A 24,070-nucleotide genomic window follows, 5' to 3' on the forward strand; every position below is an offset into this window, starting at 1 on the left:
CCCTCCATAAACTTTTACTGTATCCGTTATGTTGCTCCACTTGCTTTATTCCATACTTTTTTCTGTAAAAAAAGAGAAATCATCCCTATAAGCAAGACAACGACTACACTAATGAAAAAACCCATTCGAATGCTCTTTTCCATGATCGTCCCGCTCACAGCTGCCAGGATAAGAGTTATCCCAATAAAAGAAATGATTTTCCCCCATGCTTTTAATTCAAGCAATTTTAGAGCTGAGATAATGATAAACGCCCAATTGAATAAAATCAGGATGCCTGCGGCTGTAGTGATATACTCATAAATTTTGCCCGGAAGAAGCAAGGCTGTAATGATTGATGCAATTAAGCCAACCACCGCCAATCCCAGCGATGGAAGGGGAAGCTCTTTCAACTTTTTAATTTTCTTGGCGAAGACCTTTGGAGCATCTCCATCATCCGCTAACGTAACGAGCAAGGTGGTCACTCCAAACAACGAAGCTGTCATGGTTGAAAAGCCTGCCACGATGATCGCTGCGTTGAACACATGAGGAAAAAAGGCCAGTTTGTATGGGTCAAGTGCTGTAACAAATGGACTTTCCTTATGGTGAAAGGCACCGTGCGCGGCCATAATGACCGCAAACCCCAAAGCAAGTACGTAAATGATAACCAGCAAAATAAGCATGATTACCCCCGCTTTTGGAGCATCTTCTTTATTTTTCAGCCTCGTTGCCATTAAGCCGATTACCTCTATGCCTCCATATGCATAAAATGCGTAAATCAAGGATGACCAGAACCCCTTAAAGCCTTCAGGAAACAGTTTTTGAGTTGAATTTGGCACAATCACCTGTTTTGTTTCAAAGTTGAACAAGCCAAAAAGAGCTGCTGCAGCTATTAATATAAACATGATGATTGCTGCAGTTTTAATGATGGCTAATAAATCTTCTACCTTGTCAAATCCCTTATTCCCGGTAAGTACGACACCGATCGAGAGGATGGCATAACCGGTAGCGAAAAGCCACAAAGGGATATTAGGAAACCAGAATTGTGACAGAATTGAAAGAGCCGTAAGCTGGCTTCCCATGATCAAGATATTGGAACTCCAGTAATTCCAGCCACAGCTGAACCCGGCCCATTGACCATAAGCTTTTTTGGCATAATAGCAAAACGAGCCATCCTGGGGATCCTGAGCTGTCATTTTTGCCAATAAATTATAAACGACGTATGTGCCAAAAGCGGCAAGGATGAAAGAAAAGACGATGGATGGACCGGTAATTTTAATCCCAATAGCGGATCCAAGAAAAAAACCAGTCCCTATCGTACATCCAACACCAATCAGTGACAGTTGCCACCATTTTAAATCTCCTTCATTTGCGCTATTTCCACTTCCCGCCTTTGATGATGGCAGAAAATAATCCATTGCTGTACCCCCTTCCTCAACAAGTATTATCATTCGAGAATCAACTGCATTTTATGTATTGGCCATTCAGGTATGAAAAAAGTCGAGTCCCGAGGGATTCGACTTTCCACATACTATTTCTTATCTTTTTCTGATTCGGAGTCACTGCTCAGACCAGTCATCGTGCGATACATTTGAGTGTACATGCTTCCTTGCACGATATTTTCCAAAAAGAACTCACCGATGAGCTTTTTATATTCCTCATCCTCAAACATTTTTTTGTTTTGCAGCTCCATTTCAGCCAGACCTTCATATGTGGATATCAATGCATAAGTATGGTCTTCACCAGAAATCGGCGATAAGAGCTCTACCCTGTGGTCATATTGCTCGTTCCTGAAATTTTGGATTAGTCGTAAATTTTTGATGCCATCAGGAAACTTATCCTGTTTCATTTCAAAAGTTTGAATAACAATAACTGACATATCCTATCCCCCTGTAATGTAATGGATAGGATTAATTTTTCCAATGTTAGATAATCTATACATTTACAATTCCAGCTGCTAAATGCTGTCATATTTCCTCATCCTACACTGGTAACACTTAGCACATATAAAAGCTATATTTGCTTTTCGAATAAGGTATTACGATCATTATATTTGGTCATCATTTTTAATAAAATGAAATTTAAAATTAAAAGGATAACACCTATCAAAGCAAGTAAATAAGGGTTAATGATAAGAAAGCCCGTTGCCTGGCCTATGAAGAGAGCCATGATTGGAAGAATCAGGATGCCTCCGAGCTGCTGTGCCTCCTGAAAGCCTTTTGCCCTGGCGGAAACGAAGACATTCACCAGGATTGTGAGGATAGTAATCATTGGGACAACCAATAACATCAGAACGAGCCAATTAGAATTTGGAAAAATGAAATACCCAAACATTTTGTAAGTTAAGCTTGCAGTGATAACTCCAAACAGGAAGAAGCTCACCCAAGTGATAATAATTGAAGGAATTAATGCTGCAAGTACTTTGCCAATAAATAATTCCTTCACAGTTATAGGAGAAAACAAAAGTGTTTCCATGGTCCGTTTTTCTTTTTCGCCAACAAAGCTATGGAGAGCAATCATCATTGCATTAATGGTCGGTATAAGTAAGAAGATCGAACCAAGCAGGTAATTCACAATGACGAAAATAATTTGGTGTTTCATGCTTGGAAGGCTTCCTATCATATCTCCGCTCTTTGTACCACTAAGCCCCTCTATCACTTTCTCCACTAAGTTGATCAAGTCTGGGGATGAAATTGGTACATTCTTTACCAAAAGAATAAAAGCTAACGGAAAGATGACCGAAAAAATCAGCGGCAATAAGATTAAACCTAGCCATACCTGAACCGAGCTGGTTATTCCTCTGATATCTTTAGCAGCTATAAGCCATATCAGTTTTTTATTCATTGATCCCACTCCTGATTTTAAAATATAAGGATTCCAAATCGTTATTTTCAATCTCCACATGATGCACCCAAGAATCAGTGATGATTTTTTGAAGCAGTGGCGTTATATGCTCACTTGAAGGCAGTAGAAATTGCAATGTATTTTTATTTTTTCTTAAAACCGGGTAACCTCCCCACTGAGGTTCAGTTGGTAACAGATTAGTAGTAACTTTCAATTTAATTTGGCTCACATATTTTTTTTGAAGTTCATTTATTGTGCCAAAGTCAGTTATTTTCCCGTCATTTAGGAAATAGTATTCTTTACATACATGTTCAAGCTGGTGCAAAATATGTGAACAAAGAAATATTGTCGTTCCTTCCCGCTCATTTAAATCCTTGAGAAATGCAAGCACCAAATTTATCCCTTCTGGATCCAGCCCGTTCGTAGGTTCATCGAGAAAAAGGAGTTTTGGCTTATGCAGGATCGCCTTGATGATTCCTAACCTTCGTTTCATCCCTGTACTATAAGTCCCTACTTTTTTATGCATATGCTCGTCAAGTTCAAATTCCTCCAGGTAAAGGTGGATTCGCTTTAAATCAAAGTTTCCATATAGCTTGGAAAAAAAGATTAGATTCTCTAATCCAGACATTTCATGATACAGACCGGCATTTTCTGTTAGAATTCCTGCTGCTTTCCTAACTGTATCTCCTTCGATTCCCGGGTCCATGCCAAGAATTGACAACTTTCCGTCTGTCGGGTTGATGACACCGTTCATAAGGCGGATCATAGTTGTTTTCCCAGAACCATTTGGCCCAAGAAGACCTACAACATCTCCTTCTTTTACGCTCATAGATACGTTGCTAAGTACGACTTGATCACCGAAATGCTTTGAAACTGCATCCAGTTTGATTACACTCTGCGACATATTGTTCCCCCTCTATTTGCTTACCGCTTTTTCATAAGACGGCCGATAACTGAAAAACGTTCAATCAACTTTTAGTTTGTTATTGGGGAGGCGAAAAGGAAGAAGACGCTGGTCGTTGTTCACTAGACTTACATACCAACACTTGCTCTTTTAATGACCATAAAAAAGGACCAGTAGTCGCGACTGGTCCTTAACATTATCTTCTATAATAAACTCTATTGGTGACCTGTTTTACCACAATCTAGATTTCTCAGGTACCAACCGGCTTATATTAGTTACCCGATCCCTAGTTTATCAAAAGTTGCTTCTTATACTTCCCTTCTCATTGCCTGTAGAACATCTACTTTAGTGGCACGCTGTGCAGGACGCAGGCCGGACAGAATCGTGACAAGGTAGCAGATGATAAAACTGATGATTGGCAAGGTATATGGGATATGGCTGAAGATCAGCCCTTCTGGAGGTTCTTCGCCGAATGCCTGCTTGATGATCATCGGCAGTCCAAAATTCACGATAAAACTGATGGCATAAGCAACAAGGGTTCCGACCGCTGCCCCGATTAGTCCGATATAGCTGCTTTCGAGCAGGAAGATTTTTTTGATTGTCTTTGGGTTAGCCCCAATTGCCTTCATGATACCGATGTCAGGTGCCCTTTCTGTAACGGCCATAGTCATTGTGTTATAAATTCCTATCGAAGCAATAATGATTGCAATTGTGCCTATAAAAATCAATCCTGCTTTAACAATCGTGAACATGACGTTTACATCCTTGAGCTCATTTATGACCGAGTAAGAGGGGTAATTATTTTCCTCTAATTCAGCAGTGATGTCTTTCACTGATTCCATATCTTTGGCATATAGTTTCACTTGATCATATTGGTCTAAAGGGATATCTGGCAGTTCCATGTCAGGATTATTTGGATCCTTCATCATTCCGCGGGGAGTACCAGTAAATTCTTCAACCTGCTCAAGAACTCCTTCAGAAACAAATACAATACTATCGTACTCCCACTCCTTGGTTGGTTTCTTCCGGATTCCGACCACTGCCACTTCTAGCGGTTCTGTTATCTCTTTGCCGTCTTCAAACTTAATGACATTCATAGTTATTTTCTTGCCGATCAAACTCTCTTTATAGCGGAATTCTTCTTTTATTTGTCCCTTCTCATCATAGAGCTCCTCAGACAATTCTCTATTTGGACGAAGATTTTCTACAAAATGGTACCCAACGACCACTTCATTTTCTGCTTTTGGCAGCCGCCCTTCCGAAAGTTCGAGCCCTGCTTTTGTTTCAGATGGCATATGGGCAACTATCGCCTGTGCATCGGTCAGGTGGTCGTCCACTTCAAACATATATTGCTGCAGGCTTTTTCGTCTTGTTACAGCCTTTACATCGTCCATTTCTTCAAAGTAGGAAATATCCTCATCCGTCAGCTGTCTGAAGCCATTATTCGGCTCCTCTTTTCCAGGGACCTCAATTTCTGTCACAATCCTTCTTTCCAGCGTTTCTTTTACGATCGATTTATGGAGACCAAACCCCACTGAAGCAAGCACAATCAGGAATGCTACGCTCATAGCCGTGGCTAGTATGGTCATGAACAACCGTGTCCGGTTCTTTTTCATATTTTGCCTGACGAATTGAAATTGATCTTTAAGCCTCATTTGCTAGTACCTCCTCAACAACTTTGCCATCCCTTAATTCAATGGTACGATGGCCAATTTCGGCAACCTTGTCATCATGGGTAATGATTAAGAAGGTAAGGCCAAGCTCTCTGTTTAATTTTATGATGAATTTGAGTAAATCTTCTTCTGTTTCCGAGTCCAGACTGCCGGTGGGTTCATCAGCAAGAATGATTGGCGGATTGACAATAAGTGCACGGGCGATGCTCACCCTTTGCTGCTGCCCTCCTGAAAGTTCGCCAGGATAATGATCTCGATAGGCAGATAATCCCACCATATCAAGGATTTCATTGGTTCTAAGTTTCCTTTCCTCTTCTTTCACACCCTTAAAAATTAGAGGAAGCTCAACGTTCTGATAGGCCGTCATACTTGGGATCAATTGGAAGCTTTGAAAAATGAAACCCAGATGCTCAATCCGGAAATCGGCAAATTTCGTTTCGTTTAGAGTAGATGTTTTAATCCCATTAATTGTGATTTCTCCCTCTTTTGGCCTTATAAATCCGCTGACAAGGTTGAGTAGTGTCGATTTACCAGAACCGCTCCTGCCTACAATCGTCACGATCTCTCCTTTGTTCACTTTTAATGAAACATTCTTCAACACAGGAATTATTGTTTTTCTCCCTTTTTTGCCGATTTCAAACTCGTGACTCAAATTGTTGATGGTAATCATTGACGCACCTCTACTTCAAAATATTTGAATAAATTATATATTTTCCCAGTAAATAAGTTGAAAAAAATAGGCGATTGGTTAATCGCCCAAATAGAACTTTTAGGCTGGGTACTTCTCTGACATAACTTTTTTCAATTGTTTCCGAGCTCTGTGGAGACGTGTTTTGACTGTGCCTGATTTAATATTCAACCTGCACGCGATTTCATCTTCTTTTAATCCGTATTGGAACCTCAATACCAGCACCTGCTGGTACTCTCTTGTCAGTAAGTAGAGCATATGCTGAATTTCCTCTTTAAACAGGATGATTTCAACTTCCTTTTCTAGCGATTGATTTGTATCATAATCACTGAAAATTTGCTCCATGATGCTCTGGTCAGATGGAAGCCATTTTCTTCTTTTCTCTGCCCGCAGATAATCAATGGCGGTTCTTGCTGCGATTGCCGCTAACCATGCCCCTAATTTATGCGTATCAATGATCGTATCTGCTTTTTTATATGCCTTTATGAAAGTCTCCTGGACAACATCTTCTGCAAGATGTTTGTCTTTAGTAATACTGAAAGCAATTTGACAAAGCTTTTTACCGTGGATTCTGTAAAGCTCGTCAAAATCAATCTTAGCCATATCCATCCCCCTTGCCCTGTTACTAATCTTGCAAGCTTCGCTGCTTACAATCTTTGTCTGTTTTTTTACTTATTACTGTTTTCTAATTGATTGTTGCTCTTCGTACACATCCACTAACCCGCATTGTGAAAGGTTTCGAGACTCTTTTCGAAGGTGGTGCAGAATCGGATAGGCAAACGATTCATAAAAACCCAGAAGCCGTTTTTTTTAATACAGGTGTGTAAGCAGCAAAGTTTACGAAAAGAGCCTTACTTAAAATGCTCCTTGATGAACGGTGGTACATCTTTATCGCTAAATGTTCGAATCTCTTTGTGATTCCCTGTTTTGTATACGAAAATAGCGGTGTACGGTGCTTCATTAAACCAGCCATAGCCAGCATTCTCAATCGCTGAAAGCACTTGGTCATGTTCAATCAGTTTAAGGGTATTTTTATCGTTCATAATACGATTAATTATTTCTTCTTCAGGGTATTCTTTGAATTGTTCCTGTTCTATTGAATCATTTGTTACGACAATATAGTCTATATCATCAGGAGTCACAATCGCTTCTTTCAGCATGTCGTTTTCCTCCAGCCATGTGATGAAGCTTTTATATGAATGCTTTAATTCAATATGGTCGTAATCGTTTATACCTGACATAATTTCAATTGATGATGTATTCCCTTTTGAATAAAAATCAACGGAAAAAGGTTCTCGCTCAATTTCCTTTTTCAGTATTTCAATAGCCTGGTTAATTTTCTCCTCATCGTTTATCGTCAACGGGCTTTCGGTTATGTGTTTGTTTATTCTAATGGAGGTAATTTCCTCGGTATTCACTTTAAAAATAGGCTGGTGTGCATGCTTATACTCAAGTGATTCAAAAATTTTCTTCATTTGCGGTACATAATCGAATCGATCGATTGTGTACTGACGAACCAGTTTATCTCCATTTTTCAATTCATAGATAAAGAGAGCAAATTCCTGGGATTCCATTCTTATTTCATTCGTTTTTTCATTCTTAATGATACTTTCATGGAACTTTCGGACTGCCTCAATATTTTCTTGCTGGGATAGAGGTTTAGGAGCAAATCGATCATTCGGATCCATATAAACTTGGTTCGCGTAAGTAACACTTTTGATTTCATCCAGTTCAGGCACCTTTTTTTCATATGGAGCAAACGCTTGAGTTATCAAGATCAAGACCGCCATCGTAACCGCAAAGGATCCAAGACCTTTAACCCTTCCAAAAACCCTCCATGTTTTCTGAAGAAGCATTTCGGCAGCGAAGTATCCGATGATCCCGCCGGCTGCGTATCCAAATATCAGCCAGGCAAATTTATTCTGCATTGCATCGAAATACATGCCGCCCAGAAGCATCGTGCAGAAAGCCACACCGTATTTAAAAACAACCTTTAATGCTCTAAAAGCAATTGCTTCCGAAGCTGCTTCTATTTTCCTTTTTTTATAGATTAGCAGGGACAGCACATATGAGATCAACACAAACACTATATACAAGAGGACTGCTTTTGCAGATATTGCCTGGCCCTCTAAAATAGTCAAATGGGAAATAGGTGAAAGATATTCTATATTCCTGATCTGATAATAATCACTAGGAAACCCATACAGCATTAATCCAAGATTATAAATGACCAGCAGAGTGAACCCAGCCGGAAACAGGAGCATGATGTATGTCAGGACCCCCTGGACCACAGAGATTCCGGTCACCATTGCTATAAATACTCCTGACAGGTAAAATACAGCATTAAACAGAATGACGATACCTGTCCACCGGAAGATATCCTCAAGCTGAAAATAAAGATTCAAGTCATATGCACTGTGTATAATGGCAGTAATCATCGCAATCAAAATGACTGGGATAATTTGAAACACAAAGCCTGTTAGTGTATAAAAGTGAAAGATATGCTGCCGTTTCAGTGGCAAACTATGAATTAAATCAGCTGCCTGCTTGACGTGCAGGAAACGATAAAGAAAGATTGTCATAATAACTGGTACTGTAATGAACATAATGAACTGTATTGAAAAATTGAAATCAAACAATCTTTGCACCGGCATGAAATCACGGTAGTTCTCACCAGAATAAAGCATCAAAATCCTTAATGGGATAGCAAAAAATAAAACAAGGAAGTAAATGACAGAAATCCAGCCAATGTTTCTTCCGACCTGGAGGATCATTTCTTTGTTAAACAATGATATTTTTGATTGCATAGCCGATATCCCCCATCTCATATATAAAAATTTCTTCTAATGTCAATGGTAGGATATCAAAAATAACGGGCTCGGTCTCATTGATAACCTTCTCGATTTCTTCCTCTTTCCCCCTTATGATGCATACCATGACACTCCCCCTTCTTTCGCAGTGGAGCATTGTCAGTTGATTTTCCAAATGTTTTGGTGTTTCTCCTCTATAAGCTACCTGGACCTTATGTATATCAGATTTGAGATCATCAAGATCTTTTTCCAGTAGGAGTGATCCATGATGCAAAATTCCAATATGGTCGCAAATATCTTCAATTTCCCGCAAGTTATGCGAGGATATCAAAATCGTCATCTCCCTGTCGGCGACATCCTGTATCAAGAGGTTCTTTACTTTCTTCCTGGCCACAGGATCCAATCCATCCATAGGCTCATCAAGGATCAAAACCTCTGGCATCGTAGATAAGGCAAGCCAGAATGCAGCCTGTCTTTGAATGCCCTTTGAAAAAGTGTGTAATTTTTTGTTCATGCTGAAACCGAACACTTCGGCTAATTTTAAGAATCTATCTTCATTCCAGGACTGGTAAATGCTTTTATAAAACTTAGCCATCTGCTTGACTGTGTACTGCGGAAAGAAATATGGCTGGTCGGATATGTAAAAGATTTTCTCTTTTAAAACCTGGTTTTCAAAAATCTGCGAGCCATCCAAAAGCACCTTTCCAGAGTCTTGTTTGTATATTCCAGCCAGCAATTTAATGATGGTTGTCTTCCCTGCGCCATTGGATCCAATCAGCCCATATATTGAGCCTTTTTTTATCGACATATTGACGTTTTTTACAGCCTCATGTTTTTCAAATGTTTTATTTATCTCAATCATTTGAATCATCTTGCCCGCTTCCCCCTTTCGAACCATCAAAGCTTCTAATCATCTCATGCAAATCTGCTGCAGGAATGCCCAGATACAATGCCTCCTGCAGCATCTTCTCAAGATCCTGCTTCACTTGCAGAATTTTATCAGCATCTTTGTCAGGATCCATAGGATTGACAAAGCTCCCTTTGCCCTTTAAGGAATAAATGAATCCCTGTACCTCGAGCTCCCTGTATGCCTTTTGAATTGTATTTGGGTTTATTGTCAATTGCTGTGCCATCTGACGCACGGAAGGCAATTGTTCATCAGGTTTGAGCACTTCATTTATGATCAGCTCTTTCATCTTATCTACCAGCTGTTCGTATATCGGTTTTCGGCTCCTCAGGTCAAGCTCAAACATAATGACCCCCTATCTGTACTAAGTGTACTATTATTATTAATACAGTTTAATTATATGACAGGTTATTCCAAAATAATAGGGGGTAAATTCTTAATAATTTCTTAAGGAAAATTAAGAATCGATTTCCATATGGCACTTATGGATAATTTATCTATTTAGTGTAATTTTACACAAAAACAAAATCAAATAACAGTTTTTTAATAAAAAAACCAATAAAAAAGCACCCTAGATTGAACTAGAGTGCTAATTTATAAGTACAAATCCATACTTTTCCCCTCTTATAATGTGGTAATTTTCTTAAAATCCTTCTTACATTGTCTGAAAACCAATTAACACTATTCCTACCCAAACATAGTTACTATTCGACAACTCAACCCGAAAACCTTTCCAATAAACACCATCAAATCCAAAATACATTAAACATGACCAGCTTAACCATAATAAAACGGGAGGTGAAGAAGTTGAAATGGTTACTGGCAATTGGACTTATTCTTTCGAGCAGTACAGCAGATCATCATGATGAAATAGATTTAGTTTGGAATGGGGAATCAATTGTAGAAGTTCAGCGGTCAGACTTTTCGATTCCATGGTTTGGATATCCAATTCTTAACCATACGATGCTGGAAACATTAAATAAACAGCTGTCTCTCCAGATCATGAAAGAACCAACAAACGCAGGTTTGGATGATTACGGTAAAATCATACCTGAAGATGTAGGATATATTCTTGATGAGAAAAAGTTCAAGAAAGAATTCACGGCAAGTTTTTTTGAGGACGATCATACCAGAATCCAAGTTCCTACTTTACCTGTTTATCCCAAGGTTGACAGTGAGATCATCGCCAATATTCGAACAAATCTAATTGGCCATTATATAACCTATTTCAATAGCAGAAACAAACAACGTACGCATAACATTAGCCTTGCCGCAGAAGCAATCAATAACCATGTCGTTTTTCCCGGTGAAACCTTCTCCTTCAATAAGGTTGTCGGCAAACGTACCGCCTCACGCGGCTATCAGCCTGCACCCATCATTGTCAGAGGAGAGCTTTCAGAGGGAATTGGCGGAGGTATTTGCCAGGTATCATCCACCCTTTTTAATGCTGCTGACCGTTCTGGTATGAAAATCCTTGAGCGATACTCCCATAGCAAACAGGTTCCCTACGTTCCTCCAGGCAGGGACGCGACAGTCAGTTGGTATGGTCCGGATTTTACATTTAAAAACAAATACAAACAGCCCATTCTCATCAGGGCAAAAACATATCCTGGAAAAATGGTTGTGATGATTTACTCATCTGATGAAATCAATATAGAAAAACGAAACATCCCGAGTACAGACAGCAATATCACCATACCCGAAAAAGCATTTTGATTTTCTAAGGAATCCTTGCAAACTAAGGATTCCTTTTATTTTACAGGAAAACCTTTACAATGATGTGAATCTTTACGTACACTATTGGTAATAGATGGTTATGATACTTTCATAGGATGTGAGATAACTTGCCTAAAAAAAAGAATACAACACCTGTCCGGGTTAATATTTTGTTTTTTTCAGTCTTTATTCTCTTTTCATTGCTGGTCCTCCGCCTCGGAATCGTGCAAATTGTCCATGGCGAAGATTATAAACGCGAAATTAACCGGAAAGAAGATGTGACAGTCAATAACCCTGTCCCGCGAGGAAAAATGATTGACAGAAACCATAAGGTTATTGTCGATAATAAGCCTCTGAATGCAATTACTTATACGAATGATGGAGATTCCCAGAAGGAAATGCTCGAGGTGGCCGCAAAGTTGGCCCGAATCATAGACAAAGATACAGACAAAGTCCGGGAAAGAGACATGAAGGATTTCTGGATGATCAAGTTTCCCGAAGAGGCAAAAAAACTAATAAAAGCGAAAGAAATGGAGCTTTTTAAAAATAAAAAGCTAAAAAATAAAGATTTATATAAGCTCCAAATTAAAAGAATTACAGATAAGCACCTTAGTCAGCTAACTAAGCAGGATATAGAAGAACTGGCCATTTTCAGCATCATGAACAGCGGCTATAAATTTGTTCCGCAAATCATCAAAAACAAGGATGTCACACGGAAAGAATTTGCTGTGGTAAATGAAAATCTGGCATTGCTTCCTGGCGTCAATGCTGCCACAGACTGGGACCGGGAATATAAGTATGAAGACACCTTCAAGCCTGTACTAGGCAGGATTACAACCAGCAGTGAAGGTCTACCGGCTGAGAGACTCGATTATTTCATGTCACGGGGCTATACAAGAAATGATCGTGTAGGAAAAAGCTATCTCGAACTGGAATATGAGGATGTACTTCAAGGTAAAAAAGAAAAAGTTGTGAATGTGACTGATAAATCCGGTGAGCTTTTGGAAAAGGAATTAGTTTCAGAAGGCCAGCGTGGAAAAGATTTAGTACTTAGCATCGATATGGATCTTCAGCTTGCTGTAGAGGAAATCATCGAGAAGGAACTCTGGGCAGCAAAAAGTTCTCCAGGGACAGGATTACTTGATAGCGCTTATGTTGTATTGATGAACCCAAATACGGGTGAAATATTGACAATGGCAGGGAAGAGAATCGTAAAAGATAAAAAGACAAAAGAAGTATTCCTCGAAGATGATGCTCTGGGCAACATATCCAAAACCTTTAACGTTGGTTCTGTAGTAAAGGGTGCGACTGTTTTGACAGGCTATAAAGCAGGTGCAATCAATTCATCTACCAGATTTGATGATAGAGCACTTGATATAAAAGGTACTCCGATTAAAAAATCATATACCTATTTAGGGACCCCTAATGATATTGAGGCATTGAAGTTATCATCCAATGTCTTTATGTTCCACACAGCCATACGGATTGGAAATGGTGTCTATCGATATCAGCAATCATTGAATCTAGACCCGAAAGTTTGGGATACGATCCGCAATTCCTTCGCCACTTTCGGCCTTGGCATCCGGACAGGCATTGACCTGCCAAATGAACAAACCGGGGCAAAAGGGGGAAATTATCCAGTTGGTAAAGTACTCGATTTAGTGATTGGGCAATATGATACGTATTCAAATATGCAGCTTGTCCAGTATATCTCTACGATAGCCAATGGAGGCTACCGTATGCAGCCAAGGATCGTAAAGGAAATCCGGGAGCCTTCAAATAATGGCGAAGAGCTCGGTCCAATCTATAAATCTTTTCCTCCAAATGTACTCAACAATATTGACATAAAGGATCAGTGGCTTGAACGTGTCCATACCGGTTTCAAAAAAGTTATGCAGGAGCCCGGCGGTACGGCATATAGGTACTTCAGCACAGCAACTTACTCGCCCGCTGGGAAAACCGGAACTGCTGAGGCGTTCTACGATGGCCAATACCGGGTAAAAGGTGAGCAGCTGATTCAAACAATGAATCTTAGCCTTGTTGGCTATGCACCATCCGACAAGCCCGAAATCGCCATGGCTGTAATCGTACCATGGGCCTACCAGGGCAATGTTGACCACGGAGCCAATAAAAAAATCGGCCGTGCTGTGATGGATGCATACTTTAGCATGAAAAATGGAGCGAAAGAACATGCTGATGATACTGATGAATAATTAAGGCTCCTCTCGCAGGACAAAGAAAAGCTGTGCCAATATGGCACAGCTTTCAGCTAATTTCCCAATTATTTCATTTACAATTCTTTCGCAAGAGAAGGCCTGTTCATATCAAGGCTTTCAAATGCAGCGCCAATCTTTTCTTCACCTTGTGCGAATTTTTCATCGGCAGTATCAAGAGCTGGAGCATCTTTCTTTAGCTCTTCTGCTTTTAACTTGTATGATTCTGCAATATCTGAAAGTGCAGCTTCAAGATCCGCTTTTTGATCTTCTAATTCTGCAGGTACTTCCAGGCCTTCAACTTTAGCAGCAACTGCAGCTGCTGATTCACTTGCTGCTGCTTTCAATTCAGCTTGAGCCTTGGAATCTTCTTCTCCTTCATATGCATTAAGTTCAGCATCAGCCTCGTTGATAGAGCTCACAAGGTTCATGTAGAATTTGTACATAACACTCTTAGGATTAGCAGCTGGCTCAGCAGCCTCTTCTGTTTCTTTCTTTTCAGGTTTTGCTTCTTCTTTTTCAGCTGAACATGCAGTCAGCCCAATTGCGAATGTAATCGCTAAAAGTAAAACCAAAAACTTCTTCATACTTATACTCCCCTTCAATCTATATATATCGCTAAATGTGAAACCAGAATTTCACACAGCTTTTTCATTATAAAAGGATTATTTAACAAACTCAAATAATTTATGGTCCACTTTATGAAAAAGTCCCCACTTGCTAAAACGCAATAACGAATTACTTTTTCACCACTTTACCATGATAATGAATTCGGTAATATCCGTTTTGAAATGATACTTATCTCTAAAACCCACTTTTTCATATAGCTTAATTGCCCTTTTATTAAACCCAGCAACAGTAAGCCTGAAAATCGCATGTGAGCCTAATGCCGCCAGCTCATTTAATACAAATGATAAAAATAAATAACCATTCCCCTTTCCTGTTAACTTAGGGTGTATTCCAATTCCAACGTCAATTGCCGGCTCAGTATATGCACCAAGCATTCTTCCCTTAGGAACCTGGGCAGAATGGCCACTGCAATAAAACCCGATTAAATTCCCTTCTTCGTCTTCTACCGCGGTATATCCCTCATTAAGTAATTCATATATAGCATCATTGTTAACCTCATTGTTATAAAAATCATACGGCGGGTCATAATGCCAGCTTAGAATATCCATTGCAAGCTCTTTCGTCATTTCTCTGCTATATAAATTCAAGACTTTTCCTCCATTAACTATTTTGTCATTTTTTCGTAATAATATGTTTACTAGATTCCTCTGCGGGAATATTAGTAGTAACAAAACAAAAAACAACTAATGACAGGAGCGATTCATAATGATCACTACATTCGCATTACTTGGAGGAGCTTTCGCAATCGCCGCTGGACTCAATTTCTTCGCAGTTAATGAAAATGCATTTATAGATGACGAGGCAACTAACTAAGAGACGCTGATTGCAGCGTCTCTTTTTCTGTGATTTAGAACATTTTTTGTATTTTTAATCTGTCGCAGGAAATACTAGAATGAAAGAGAATTAGTAAAGCATAAGTGTCTAGCCTCATATCTATTAAGGAGGTACGGAAAAAATGCAGACACCAGAAATATTATCAGGCGAACAGGTCATATTGTCCAAGATTAAAAATCAAGATTTAGACACATGGTGGGGTCTGATCCACAATGATGAGCATCCTGAATGGAAAAAATGGGATGCACCCTACTATCCTCTTAGGCGGATAAGCCTTGATAAGTTTAAAGAACAAATGACGAACCTTATCCATCAGGGATATGACAGAAAGTACCTTATTAAGGTAGACGACGAAATCATCGGAATGGTGACATATTATTGGGAACATGAATCTTCACAATGGCTGGAAATCGGAATAGTCATTTATCTTCCAGAATATTGGAATGGCGGCTATGGGACAGATGCATTAAAAATATGGATTGCACACCTTTTTGAAACCTTCCCTATTCCAAGAATCGGATTTACAACCTGGTCCGGCAATTCAAGGATGCTTACGGTCGGCAAAAAACTGGGAATGGTTGAAGAGGCTAGAATCAGAAAATGCCGGCTTTATAACGGGAAATACTATGATTCAATAAAAATGGGATTATTAAGGGAAGAGTGGGAAGCCCAGCAACATTCATGAATTGAATGTGTAAGTAACTTCACTGGATAAAAAACTTAAATCATTTCAAAAAAAGGCTAAAATGGCTTGGTACCCCAAGCTTATTCAGCCTTTTTATTATGTCTCTTAACTGTCACCCCAGATTACTGTATCACAGAATTCTAGCCATATAGAACTCATCTTTATATTGGCCATCGACAAGCAATGAATCTTGCTTCACTCCTTCAACTTCAAAGCCCATCTTTTTGTATAAAGTGATTCCTGCCCTGTTCTCTGACATCACTGTTAATTCCAGCCTGCGAATTCCAGCTTCTTTCCCCCAGCTAAAAAGCTCTTCAAAGAGCTTTGTGCCAATCCCGGCACCGCGGAAATCTTCCTTTATTCCAATAACAAGATAAGCTGTATGCTTATTTCGGCTTGCACTCCCTCCTTTTGCAATTAAATAACCTGCGAGTTCGTTTTCAGATTCAGCCAGGAAAATATTCGAGTTTTTTTCAGCCGTAAAAACCTTTATCATCTTCCTTTGAGCTTCAGGATTGAATTTCCTTTCACCAGGCCCAAAAAGCATAAAATTCGTAGTATTTTCAACCTCTCGAATGAGAGTGGCAAAACTCTCTGTATCTCGACCTTCCGCTTGTCGTATTATCAATTAGATCTCCTCACTTCACTCAATATCTATACTCTATTCAAAAAAACAGAGGGCAGTCCTCTGTTTTAAGAAAAGATGCTCTTAATGCTATCAATTAACTCTTTAAAGAAGTTAGAGACTGATTCCAGGAACCCTTTGTCTCCAACTGCTTCCTCGATTCTCTTTTGGATATCAGTTGAAAGATTTTCCAACTGAGTTTTAACATTATCAAAATTGATATTCAAGTCCCGCATCTTATTGAACAAGTCAACTAGAAGCTGTCTGTCTTCAGGGCTAAGCTGTATCTCAAGGGATTTTAGCTTTTCATCAATAATCTTCTCGATTTCTTCTTTTGTTGCCGGGTTTTGAGCAGCAATCTCTTTTTTGATTTCTGTCAGGAGCTCGCTCACTTTATCTTGATCAAGCCCCTCTTTTTTTGCCAGTTTTGTCGCCAGGTTCAATTCCTGGTTCGCAACTTCGGTTCGATCCTTATCCAAGGCAGTTCCTTCACCCTCATCATATGCCTTATAGATTCCCACTAGAGCCGAGTGGCCAGTAACCTTGACCGGTGAAGCGACATCTACAATAGCGTCCTCAATCCCAGCAGTCAACAACGCATTGGCATACATCTCGTCAGTAACTTCAGTAATATTCTCAGGAGTGACCTGGTTGATAACCAGTCCCTCTCCAGTATCCTTCCTGGTAATTTTGGCAGATGAATACATATTCGAATGTTCATCTCCGTTTATATAGGTTACAAGATCTTTTCCTGTTACGACGATTTCCTTAACCTTTGAAGAATCTTTGACTCCCAACAGCTTCCTGACCTCATCTTTTTGCTGATCAGAAAGTGCTTCCCCATACACAACAATGGGAGGACCGTATTTCTCGTTAATGACATCCTCGTCATTGTCATTGGAAGCAAATGCAGGAACAGCAGCATTCCCCAGTAAGATAACAAATAGGCTCAGTACTAGCGAGATTTTTATCAAGTGTTTAACTTTCATCATATGTTTCTCCTTCTTCTGCTTATTTCACCTACATATTTACCCTGCTTACACCATTTAGAACCTGAAAAATGACCCCGCTCATTTCAGCTCTTTTTTCAAAGGCTCCCTTATTAATACGAATATTTTCGCAAGAAAGTTTCATAAAAAAGAATAGCTCCTGAAAAGGAACAGGGAATTTCGTTTCACTTCAATTTCCACACAAGCATTTTGCCTTACTGAAATATATCATTTTCATTTAAAAATCTAAGATTCTCTGTTGATGAACCACCACTGCCAAACCCATTCATGTTAGGGTAAGAAGGGGACTCAGTGATACCTTCAGTTGTTGTCGATTGCCAGCCAAAGTAATATTGAGCTGGCGGAAAAAAATCAGCAAATAAAGAATCCGGTATCATTGATGCCATCAGTTTATTTTCTGCTTCCATATACTTTTGCCAATCTTCAGGAATAGAAGTATAGCCATATGACTTCTCTCCAACCTCTGCCCTGAAACCCATTTGTATACCGGGATCATAATGATGCTTCCCTTCACTGACAGAAAACCCGCGTTCTTTTATCAAATATAACGTCAAATAATCCAAATTATTCTCCGGATGAAAATTCCACATAATATAGTGTGATGCCGGGTCATCAGTATCAATCTTCCAGATTTGCGGCATGCTCCCGGTAGAAAAGCTTGATAATTGCCACTCATGCTTTTTCCACTCCCAAAAGCTTATACCATGACCTTCCTCTTCAGTAATGAAAGGAATATACACATGCTTGTCATCAAGAAAAATCCTGTCCTGTATTTCCGCAATTCCAACTCTATTATAAGGGTCATTCAAGGTTGCCTTTATTTTCTCCTGATCCGGAAGGGTTCCTGGAGACGCTAGATAATACCAATAAAAAACCCCGCCAGCAACCATTAACATCAGGATAAGCAAAAGCGGCACGAGCACCTTTTTGCGCATGAAGTTACTCCCCCTTCTTCAGCAAAGATTTTTCTGCACGAAAGTATACTTGCTTTTGGCCAGTAGAAACCAGAATCCCTTTTCCATCTTGTTCTATAAATAGCATTGGTTCGATACCGCTGCCCCATTTTGCTGTGATTCCTGCCAGCTGATATGGAAACCTTTCTTCAGCTTTAGAAAGCTCACCTGCAGACTCAAAGGCATCGTAGTACCATTTTTCACTATATACAGCCTCTTCTTTGAAACTGTCTAATTGATCAAGAAAAGAGTCCCTGTCCAATACCTTGCTTCCAGCAGAGGGGTGCGTTTTAATGACCTTAGCTTTGTTGAGATCTGAAAGATAGGTTGATATTTCATTTGCAGGGAATATAGCCGAATGGATTAGAGGATTGATTAGCGAAACTGCCAAAAAGATAAAATTGGCCAAGAAACCTAACCAGGCATATTTACGATACTGATCCCAGCTTATGCCCTCATTTTTCCGCGAATAAATCCCATATAAAATCCAAACACCAAGAGGAAGAATGGCTAGTTTTATTTGCTGGTCCATGTATGGCAGGTTAATAGAGAAAGAGAATAAGCCAACAAAAAGAACAACTGCCAGTTTCCATATTATTGGTTTTACATCCTGCTTCCTATAAATCCGCCTTGCCAGAATAAAAATTGCACCCCAAGCCAATAAATTCAAAACAACACCCGGAGCGTGCATATGTACCACCTCATTTTCTTTTATTTCTTATTCTTAATTGAATAGACTGATGATAAAATATTTCGTCAACGCTAAATATTCCCTTGTATATGACTTGATTACTGCCTGAATTGGCGTCTTTGCAGGTAAACCATGTAAGGTCAATTCTTCATTGTCTGCAATCATCTTTGCTCGGTAAATATGGAAATCATTTGTCACTACTAAGCCGGCTTCTGCTCCTTCGGGTATGATTTCTTTTGAAAATCGGATATTTTCATATGTGTCAGTCGATCTATCTTCCAACAGCACTCTGGATTCTTCAATTCCATGCCCGATCAGTTCCCTTTTTATTGATTCGGCTTCAGATATATCCTCCCCTGGTCCTTTGCCGCCAGAGGCTATTGCAATAGTATCGGGGTTGTCTTTTAGATACATTGCTGCATGGTCAATTCTGTATTGCAATGCCAGGGATGGAACAGTTCCTTTCACACGTGCTCCCAGAATGATCATATAATCTGCATTCTCTGGCACATCCATTTTAGCGTTTTCAACTATTTTATAATGCAGGAAACCTACATAGAATACTGAAATGAGAAGGCATGCTGCCACAAGCTTTTTTAACAATGCTTTTTTTTTCATGAATTTCCCACCCTTCAAATTGCTAATCTAATATTACCATCGTTTACCATAGAAGGTTTGCAATTTTATTAAAAAAGGATAAAAAACATCAAAAATCGACTGTTAATCCGAATAAATTCACGGTCCTTTTCCCAAGAAGAAAATATGGTAGTGTTTCTTCACTTTCTTTGCCGAAAGCCAACTAGTTTTGTCACCAGGAAAGGAAAAGATAAAGAAAAAGCGAAATTTTATTAAAAGGCTGTTATTGTAAAGATCGGTGTTAAAATCCTAAAGCCGATTTTAACCTGATAAAAGCCATTTTGTATTTCGGTACTAAGTTTTTCAAGCTCTTTTCTCATAATAAGCGTTAATTTTGTGAAAAAACTTAGATATTTCAATCCTATTTTTGTAGTCAATAGCAACAAAGTTTCAGAAAAGAGCCTATTATAATGAGGAGGGATCAAGATGAATACTAGTGCAGTCGCAAAGCTGCTGGGGGTTTCACCGAGCACAATTCAACGCTGGGTGAAGCAGGCAAATCTTCAAATGGAGCGAACGGAGTTAGGTCATTATCAATTTTCTGAGGAAAGCATCGAGATCTTAAAAGACATCAAGGAACAGCTTAATAAAGGGGTTCTTTTGCAGGATTTGAAAATAAAAGGAAAAAAACACAGAAAAGCGGTTGTACCAGCTGTGAAGCGGGATTTCTCAGTGGATAAGCTGCTGAAGCGCATGGAGGAATTTGAAAGCAGGCTGGACAGGAAGGCAGATGAAGTAGTATCTTATCAAATTCTTCAGCATCGCAGGGAAATTGAGGAACTGCAAAATGAGGTAGCCAGGCTGAAAGAAGTGATTTCAGGCACGGAAGAAGCCGCAGCACAGCAGGAACACTTGGCCAAGGAGGAGAAACAACCATCTTTAACACCTATTTCTTCCTTAAGGAAATTAAGAAAGCGAAATATAATCAGTTCCTTTTTTGGATTTTAATTTGGCACATCAGGGATGTGTTCTTTTTTTTGCGAAGGCTCTTTTCGTAAACTTCGTTGATTTCACAATCAGAAGCTTATACTGGCTACTGGGTATTTTACGATTATTAATCCAATGTCCTGAATTCACCACAAGTACCGCATTTGTAAAAGCCAATAATAAACGATCCTTTTTCATTGATTAATACAGTTTCTGGAGAATCCAAAGAAAAAACAGACCCAGCAAATCTGAGTCTGTTTTAGATATCCTTAGTTAGACTTTCTGTACGTTTGTCGCTTGAGGGCCACGCTGGCCTTGTTCAACATCAAATGTAACTTCTTGTCCTTCATCTAAAGATTTGTAACCTTCGCCCTGGATCGCTGAGAAGTGTACAAATACATCTTCCCCGCCTTCACGTTCGATGAATCCAAAGCCTTTTTCGCTGTTAAACCATTTTACCTTACCACGTTCCACAATTGTTGCCTCCTAGCGATTAAGAAAATTGCAATTTAACCTTGCGTAATTATTATATCCTTTCCAAAGCATTTTAAACTTAAAAAAGAATATTTTTATCAAACATTTAGCTTCCGGCAATTTTTTTATATGTATCCTCATCGCATATGACAAACATCTGTGTACCTTCGGGAATTTGTTCATTATGTTTCCTGGCAATATCAAGCGCCTGTCCGTCTGAAATGAGTGTTGCACCCATGTCAAAGAGCTCCATTGCCGCTTGTTTGTAGTTGGTCCAATGCGGCTTCTTATCAATTTTGTAGAGATTTTCCCCCTCCATATTGCTGAGCAGCTGTTTAAACAATTTGCTCGATCCAGGATAGATTGCCGCCTGAGCCATCAATTTAGATACGGATTCGTTGGATAAAATAAATTCATCAATGTTGGCATGTTCGAACAAGGCAATATGCTTTTCCTTCATGATTTCTGCAATCGTATAAATATTTTTATTGGATTGTTTCGAGATATGCTCCACCCTTGATGCAATGAGAAGTGTTTTTCCATCAGCATATTCAGGAAGTTCAATACGATCATCCGTAAAGACTGCTACAGACTTGGACTTCAGGATGTTTGCCTGCATGAGTATTTCTTCTTCTGCAGGATTTCCACTGACAAAATGAACGCGGTCATGCTGCACTGGCGACTCATTGCTATGATCGACAATGACTATATCACACTTTTGATTGGAGTTCAGGATTTCCTCAACGACATTCTTCAGTTTATCCCTGGAGGAACCGATCAAAATATAGTGGTCCTTTCCTTTATAGGTCAACTTCCCTTCCTCCTTCATTCTTTTATATAAAGTCAAGCTATCAAAGATTTTTCCGATGATAATACCCATTGCCCCAATCCCGACTGTATAAAGCAGTACCATAGTAAAAATCCTGCCTAAATCGCTGCTGGGTGAGTAATCACCGTAACCAACCGTAACTACCGTTGTCATTGTCCACCAAACAGCATCGAGGTATCTTGGGAAAGTATCGGGTTCTAGTGTTTTAATTATCAAGCTGCTTAATAAAATCACACCAAGTACGATCAAGGTGAGTTTCAAAAGGCTGATTTTCAGCAATTTCGTAAACAACCTTTGTAAAATCCACATTGGATGGACCCCCTTTCTTTTAAGCCAATCCCACTGGTAAAAAGCAAGAAAGGTTGTTTGTAATTTCTCCTCCGACACGGTAACCGAGTGCGGAAGGTTTTCCGTAAACAAGAAAGCTTCCGGTCAGTATATGACCTTGTTTCTCCCCTTTTTCCGAAAAATAAGTAGTTGAAGGCATTTCGATATACTGCTGAAAAATGGATGGTACATCCTGGTAGTTCCTGTGTTCTTCTTCCATTATCAGGTTACCAGTCGAGCTGTAAATCTGTACTGTGTCTCCTTCTCTCCCGAAAATCGGCTTTTTAACAAAAGATAACTTTGCGTTGTAAAATCGCTCTGCTTCCAAATATGTTGGCAGGAAATATTCCTCAATCCACTGATGCTCTTCGGTTGTGAAAAAGGGATCCTTATTTTCGTGTAATCCCCATATGACCGCCTGTACGGCTTTATTCTGCAATAAGAAGGCAGATGGAGGATTGATCATCGCTAATTTCTTTGTTTTTACCAGCTCAAGCAGCCATAAACCGATTTTATTTCCTGATTTGTCTTCATCCCTGATAAGGCTTTCTACCGGGAATGTCTGACGATATAGGATGTCAATCTTGCGCCCCGTTTCATCATAGAGCCCAGTCTCTGGTATAATCTTTAATTTATCTAGTGAAATGAACCTGGAAGGCAGGCCATATAAATCCTGCAAATATAAGACTGTATTTCGGTCTTCAATATTGTCTTCATGCGCGGTGAAAACCACATATGGCTCTGTCTCCTCCAGCCATTTGGCTGATGAAGCGACAGCAGACCTGACAGCTCTGGCCAGCAGATCTTCCATTCCCTCATTAGGGTTCCCAAGACCAAATTGAGCAGCTACAGAACCATTTACATTAAATAATTCCTTAATGAATGTTGGAGTATCAGCATTTATCTCGATGCACTTATATGTATTTTCAGTTTTAATCAGATCAAGCCTTGCAATTACGCTTTCAATATTTAACGTCCTGAGCCGTATAAAATCGAGGGTTTCTTCCGGATACCCAAGTTCCCTTAAGGTATCCGGATGAACATTTCTAAGGAGCTCACTAACTTTGAAAAATATTTTACCGATCCTATTTGTACAGATCCTGATTGCTTCTGCTTCCCGCCCATCAATGGTCGAAATATCATACAATGCATATTCTTCACCATACAAATCTGGCCAAAAATTCTTGATTCCACGATAAAAATGTTCTCTCTTTGTTTTATAGTTTTTCATGGAATGCCTCCTATTCCATGTCGTTTTCACCAATGGCTTTCACATACAGAACGTAAACTCCCCGATCTTCATCCACTTCGGTAGAGGTAACAGCCATCTGGCCAAAGCCAGGAATATCAACAATATCCTTTATTAAATAGCGGATTACATCAAGGTGAGTTCTGCAAGGAACAGCTGAAAGCAACTTATAGTTCTCACTTTCTTTGTACCTGCGGAATTCCACGTGGATCCCCATTCCCCGATAACTTTTCTCATCAAGGACATAATTGTTCATGCCCCGGTCCTCAAGAACGAGTATCTCTTCATCCCCAACCATCTCATTGGATAACAGTTCATACTGGGTTCCTTTAATAATAAAATAAGTACAAAGCTGGCGGGCATAAAACTCATCTATCCCGACATTCGGGATCGTATATTCGTATAATGGTTCATAGTTGTCTTTTCCATCATGAATGAAGTAGGTTAGCTTTTTCATGGATGCATTGCC

Annotated in this window: 25 protein-coding genes; 4 read left to right on the forward strand and 21 right to left on the reverse strand. The window is 39.5% G+C overall.

What is annotated here, in order from left to right; genetic code table 11:
- Positions 1 to 26: 26 nt before the first annotated feature.
- The 10 genes from J7E35_RS09845 to J7E35_RS09890 all read right to left on the reverse strand — a co-directional run bounded on the left by J7E35_RS09845 (position 27) and on the right by J7E35_RS09890 (position 10,148).
- Positions 27 to 1,394, reverse strand: a complete 1,368-nt coding sequence (locus tag J7E35_RS09845) for an amino acid permease (RefSeq protein WP_214779274.1) — start codon at positions 1,392 to 1,394, stop codon at positions 27 to 29.
- Positions 1,395 to 1,507: 113 nt separating this feature from the next.
- Positions 1,508 to 1,855 carry a hypothetical protein gene (locus J7E35_RS09850; protein ID WP_192471625.1) on the reverse strand — a complete coding sequence of 116 codons (348 nt, stop codon included), beginning with the start codon at positions 1,853 to 1,855 and terminating at the stop codon, positions 1,508 to 1,510.
- Between the two features lie 134 nt (positions 1,856 to 1,989).
- Positions 1,990 to 2,820, reverse strand: a complete 831-nt coding sequence (locus J7E35_RS09855) for an ABC transporter permease subunit (RefSeq protein WP_214779276.1) — start codon at positions 2,818 to 2,820, stop codon at positions 1,990 to 1,992.
- A complete protein-coding gene (locus tag J7E35_RS09860) occupies positions 2,813 to 3,724 on the reverse strand; it encodes an ABC transporter ATP-binding protein (RefSeq protein ID WP_214779278.1) in 912 nt (303 codons plus the stop codon). The genes J7E35_RS09855 and J7E35_RS09860 overlap by 8 nt, the downstream gene beginning before the upstream one ends.
- 308 nt (positions 3,725 to 4,032) lie before the next feature.
- Complete coding sequence (locus J7E35_RS09865; RefSeq protein WP_214779280.1) at positions 4,033 to 5,379, reverse strand: ABC transporter permease; 1,347 nt, start codon at positions 5,377 to 5,379, stop codon at positions 4,033 to 4,035.
- A complete protein-coding gene (locus J7E35_RS09870; RefSeq protein WP_214779282.1) occupies positions 5,369 to 6,067 on the reverse strand; it encodes an ABC transporter ATP-binding protein in 699 nt (232 codons plus the stop codon). The genes J7E35_RS09865 and J7E35_RS09870 overlap by 11 nt, the downstream gene beginning before the upstream one ends.
- Before the next feature lie 99 nt (positions 6,068 to 6,166).
- Complete coding sequence (locus J7E35_RS09875) at positions 6,167 to 6,688, reverse strand: RNA polymerase sigma factor (RefSeq protein ID WP_251009594.1); 522 nt, start codon at positions 6,686 to 6,688, stop codon at positions 6,167 to 6,169.
- Between the two features lie 248 nt (positions 6,689 to 6,936).
- Positions 6,937 to 8,892: a DUF6449 domain-containing protein gene (locus tag J7E35_RS09880; protein WP_214779284.1), complete on the reverse strand. Its 1,956-nt coding sequence runs from the start codon at positions 8,890 to 8,892 to the stop codon at positions 6,937 to 6,939.
- Positions 8,867 to 9,766: an ABC transporter ATP-binding protein gene (locus J7E35_RS09885; RefSeq protein ID WP_214779285.1), complete on the reverse strand. Its 900-nt coding sequence runs from the start codon at positions 9,764 to 9,766 to the stop codon at positions 8,867 to 8,869. The genes J7E35_RS09880 and J7E35_RS09885 overlap by 26 nt, the downstream gene beginning before the upstream one ends.
- Positions 9,750 to 10,148 (reverse strand): GntR family transcriptional regulator, encoded by a 399-nt coding sequence (locus tag J7E35_RS09890; protein WP_214779287.1) that lies wholly within the window; start codon positions 10,146 to 10,148, stop codon positions 9,750 to 9,752. Before J7E35_RS09890 ends, J7E35_RS09885 begins: the two co-directional genes overlap by 17 nt.
- Before the next feature lie 422 nt (positions 10,149 to 10,570).
- On the opposite strand from J7E35_RS09890, the gene J7E35_RS09895 reads away from it, so the two are divergent.
- The gene (locus J7E35_RS09895) at positions 10,571 to 11,518 is read left to right on the forward strand and encodes a VanW family protein (protein WP_214779383.1); all 948 of its coding nucleotides are present in this window, start codon (positions 10,571 to 10,573) and stop codon (positions 11,516 to 11,518) included.
- A 128-nt stretch (positions 11,519 to 11,646) separates the two neighbouring features.
- A complete protein-coding gene (locus tag J7E35_RS09900) occupies positions 11,647 to 13,731 on the forward strand; it encodes a peptidoglycan D,D-transpeptidase FtsI family protein (protein ID WP_251040864.1) in 2,085 nt (694 codons plus the stop codon).
- A gap of 77 nt (positions 13,732 to 13,808) precedes the next feature.
- Here the strand turns inward: J7E35_RS09900 and J7E35_RS09905 are convergent, their stop codons facing one another.
- A complete protein-coding gene (locus J7E35_RS09905; RefSeq protein WP_214779289.1) occupies positions 13,809 to 14,318 on the reverse strand; it encodes a hypothetical protein in 510 nt (169 codons plus the stop codon).
- A 159-nt stretch (positions 14,319 to 14,477) separates the two neighbouring features.
- Positions 14,478 to 14,948: a GNAT family N-acetyltransferase gene (locus J7E35_RS09910; protein WP_214779290.1), complete on the reverse strand. Its 471-nt coding sequence runs from the start codon at positions 14,946 to 14,948 to the stop codon at positions 14,478 to 14,480.
- Positions 14,949 to 15,316: 368 nt separating this feature from the next.
- On the opposite strand from J7E35_RS09910, the gene J7E35_RS09915 reads away from it, so the two are divergent.
- On the forward strand, positions 15,317 to 15,880 hold the full coding sequence (locus tag J7E35_RS09915; RefSeq protein WP_214779292.1) for a GNAT family N-acetyltransferase: 564 nt from the start codon (positions 15,317 to 15,319) through the stop codon (positions 15,878 to 15,880).
- 130 nt (positions 15,881 to 16,010) lie between these two features.
- On the opposite strand, the gene J7E35_RS09920 is transcribed toward J7E35_RS09915, so the two are convergent.
- The 5 genes from J7E35_RS09920 to J7E35_RS09940 all read right to left on the reverse strand — a co-directional run bounded on the left by J7E35_RS09920 (position 16,011) and on the right by J7E35_RS09940 (position 19,777).
- Entirely contained in the window at positions 16,011 to 16,508 is a 498-nt protein-coding gene (locus J7E35_RS09920; RefSeq protein ID WP_214779294.1) for a GNAT family N-acetyltransferase, read from the reverse strand.
- A gap of 65 nt (positions 16,509 to 16,573) precedes the next feature.
- Positions 16,574 to 17,494, reverse strand: coding sequence for a DUF1002 domain-containing protein (locus J7E35_RS09925; protein ID WP_214779387.1), 921 nt, complete (start codon positions 17,492 to 17,494; stop codon positions 16,574 to 16,576).
- 215 nt (positions 17,495 to 17,709) lie between these two features.
- Positions 17,710 to 18,450 carry a hypothetical protein gene (locus J7E35_RS09930; RefSeq protein WP_214779296.1) on the reverse strand — a complete coding sequence of 247 codons (741 nt, stop codon included), beginning with the start codon at positions 18,448 to 18,450 and terminating at the stop codon, positions 17,710 to 17,712.
- Between the two features lie 4 nt (positions 18,451 to 18,454).
- Positions 18,455 to 19,129 (reverse strand): hypothetical protein, encoded by a 675-nt coding sequence (locus J7E35_RS09935; RefSeq protein ID WP_214779298.1) that lies wholly within the window; start codon positions 19,127 to 19,129, stop codon positions 18,455 to 18,457.
- Between the two features lie 63 nt (positions 19,130 to 19,192).
- Positions 19,193 to 19,777, reverse strand: a complete 585-nt coding sequence (locus J7E35_RS09940) for a YdcF family protein (protein ID WP_214779300.1) — start codon at positions 19,775 to 19,777, stop codon at positions 19,193 to 19,195.
- Between the two features lie 444 nt (positions 19,778 to 20,221).
- Here J7E35_RS09940 and J7E35_RS09945 point away from each other — a divergent pair, with 444 nt between their 5' ends.
- On the forward strand, positions 20,222 to 20,743 hold the full coding sequence (locus tag J7E35_RS09945) for a MerR family transcriptional regulator (protein ID WP_214779303.1): 522 nt from the start codon (positions 20,222 to 20,224) through the stop codon (positions 20,741 to 20,743).
- 252 nt (positions 20,744 to 20,995) lie between these two features.
- Here J7E35_RS09945 and J7E35_RS09950 read toward each other — a convergent pair whose 3' ends face one another.
- The 4 genes from J7E35_RS09950 to J7E35_RS09965 all read right to left on the reverse strand — a co-directional run bounded on the left by J7E35_RS09950 (position 20,996) and on the right by J7E35_RS09965 (position 24,058).
- Positions 20,996 to 21,196: a cold-shock protein gene (locus J7E35_RS09950; RefSeq protein ID WP_101641882.1), complete on the reverse strand. Its 201-nt coding sequence runs from the start codon at positions 21,194 to 21,196 to the stop codon at positions 20,996 to 20,998.
- Between the two features lie 106 nt (positions 21,197 to 21,302).
- The gene (locus tag J7E35_RS09955) at positions 21,303 to 22,334 is read right to left on the reverse strand and encodes an ion channel (protein WP_214779305.1); all 1,032 of its coding nucleotides are present in this window, start codon (positions 22,332 to 22,334) and stop codon (positions 21,303 to 21,305) included.
- Positions 22,335 to 22,353: 19 nt separating this feature from the next.
- Positions 22,354 to 23,583 carry a glutathionylspermidine synthase family protein gene (locus tag J7E35_RS09960; protein ID WP_214779306.1) on the reverse strand — a complete coding sequence of 410 codons (1,230 nt, stop codon included), beginning with the start codon at positions 23,581 to 23,583 and terminating at the stop codon, positions 22,354 to 22,356.
- Between the two features lie 10 nt (positions 23,584 to 23,593).
- Entirely contained in the window at positions 23,594 to 24,058 is a 465-nt protein-coding gene (locus tag J7E35_RS09965; protein WP_214779308.1) for an RNA helicase, read from the reverse strand.
- Positions 24,059 to 24,070 lie beyond the last annotated feature (12 nt).

Source organism: Bacillus sp. ISL-45 (genome assembly GCF_018613195.1).
GTDB lineage: Bacteria > Bacillota > Bacilli > Bacillales > Cytobacillaceae > Mesobacillus.